The organism is Acidisphaera rubrifaciens HS-AP3, from assembly GCF_000964365.1.
Classification (GTDB): domain Bacteria; phylum Pseudomonadota; class Alphaproteobacteria; order Acetobacterales; family Acetobacteraceae; genus Acidisphaera; species Acidisphaera rubrifaciens.
The window spans coordinates 1-1,740 of sequence record NZ_BANB01000941.1; the positions used below are offsets into that span (position 1 = coordinate 1).

General features: G+C 71.4%; 3 protein-coding genes. 1 reads left to right on the forward strand and 2 read right to left on the reverse strand.

Annotated features, from left to right (window positions below; translation table 11 throughout):
* Positions 1-431 (reverse strand): biotin carboxylase N-terminal domain-containing protein (locus tag B8460_RS19240; RefSeq protein ID WP_048863243.1); only part of this gene is annotated, 431 nt, incomplete at its 3' end.
* An 8-nt stretch (positions 432-439) separates the two neighbouring features.
* The gene (locus B8460_RS19245) at positions 440-682 is read right to left on the reverse strand and encodes an acetyl-CoA carboxylase (protein ID WP_048863244.1); all 243 of its coding nucleotides are present in this window, start codon (positions 680-682) and stop codon (positions 440-442) included.
* Positions 683-831: 149 nt separating this feature from the next.
* Here B8460_RS19245 and pxpA point away from each other — a divergent pair, with 149 nt between their 5' ends.
* The gene (gene pxpA, locus B8460_RS19250) at positions 832-1,554 is read left to right on the forward strand and encodes a 5-oxoprolinase subunit PxpA (protein WP_048863245.1); all 723 of its coding nucleotides are present in this window, start codon (positions 832-834) and stop codon (positions 1,552-1,554) included.
* Positions 1,555-1,740 lie beyond the last annotated feature (186 nt).

The window sequence follows — 1,740 nt, forward strand, 5'->3', positions numbered from 1 at the left end:
GCCTCGACCGTCTCGATCCGGCCCTCGCTGCCCGGCACGGTCGGCACGCCGGCCGCCGCCGCCGTCGCCCGCGCGGCGGCCTTGTCGCCCATGGTGCGGATGGTCGCGGCATCGGGGCCGACGAAGATCAGCCCGGCCGCCGCCACCGCCTCGGCAAACGCCGCGTTTTCCGACAGGAAGCCATAGCCGGGATGGATCGCATCCGCGCCGTGCGCGCGCGCCGCCTCGATCACCGCCGGGATGCTGAGATAGGATTTCGCGGCGTGCGGCGGGCCGATATCCGCCACCTCGTCCGCCATGCGCGCGGCGAGCGAGTCCTGATCGGCGCGGCTCGCGCCCAGCACGGTCACGATGCCAAGCTCGCGGGCGGCGCGGATGATGCGCACCGCGATCTCGCCGCGATTGGCGACGAACAGCCGGCGGATCGGCATGGGCGGCGTCAGGTCTCGATCTCGTACAGCGGCTCGCCCGCCATCACCGGGTCCTCGTTCTCGACGAGGAAGCGCACGATGCGGCCGGCGGCGTCCGCGGTGACGGCGTTGAAGGTCTTCATCACCTCGATCAGCCCGATCGTCTCGCCCGCCGCGACCGTATCGCCGTCATTCTTGAACGGCGGCTCGTCCGGCGTGGGGCGGCGGTAGAACGTGCCCGGTATCGGCGCGGGGACGGTGGTGATCGGCATGCTCTCTCCGGGCTCTGATCGAACGGCGGCGCAGCGTGACCATGTCTGCGCGGTCAGGCAAGACACGGATGGGCAAATCCTCGGCCCGAACATTGACCCCCGCGATGCGAGCGCCGAGACTTTGTGCGACGCACGCGGAGGAGGCTGTCATGGCGGTGTTGATCGACTGCGACATGGGCGAGGGCTACGGCCTGTACCGATGCGGTGACGACGAGGGGATCATGCCCCATGTCACGCACGCCAATGTCGCCTGCGGCTTCCATGCCGCCGATCCCATGATCATGCGCCAGACCATCGCGCTCGCCAAGGCGCACGGCGTCGCGGTCGGCGCCCACCCGTCCTTTCCCGACCTGCAGGGCTTCGGCCGGCGGGAGATGCGCATGGACCGGGCGGAGATCGCCGCCTGCGTGCTGTATCAGGTGGGCGCGCTCAAGGCGTTCCTGGACGAGGCGGGACTACCGCTCAGCCACATCAAGCCGCACGGCGCCCTGTACGGCGTCGCGTCGCGCGACGAGGCGATCGCCGAGGGCATCGCCGACGCCGCCTGCGTCTACGGCGTGAAGATGCTCGGCCTCGCCGGCACGGAGCATGAGCGGGTGTGGCGGCGGCGCGGCCTCGACTTCGTCGCCGAATACTACGTCGATCTCGACTACACCGACGACGGGCGCATCATCATCACCCGCGAACACGCCGCCCGCGACCCGGACGAGGCGGCGCGGCGTGTCGTGCGTATGCTGCGCGAGGGGCTGATCACCACCATCAACGGCCACGACCACACGCTGCGGGCCGAGGCGGTGTGCGTGCATTCCGACACGCCCAACGCGGTCGCGCTGACGACCGCGGTGCGGCGGGCCATCGCGGATTTCGCCTGAGTCCGGCGGCGCGGGCCGGCGCGCAAACCGGGCGGGCGTCCCGGCGTTGACCGGAAGCCGGGACCAAGGGCCGAACCGGGGCCCGGCACGGAAGGAGCCCGCGTCATGACGAGTGCCATCCTGGCGATCCTGCTGGCCAGCCTGACCATCGCCGCCCGCGTGGCGGTGCCGGCCGCCGAACGCGCC

What these genes read in the sequence shown, in the direction of transcription:
- B8460_RS19245 (WP_048863244.1), bottom strand. Translation starts at nt 682, where the DNA reads ATGCCGATCACCACCGTCCCCGCGCCGATACCGGGCACGTTCTACCGC.
- pxpA (WP_048863245.1), top strand. Translation starts at nt 832, where the DNA reads ATGGCGGTGTTGATCGACTGCGACATGGGCGAGGGCTACGGCCTGTAC.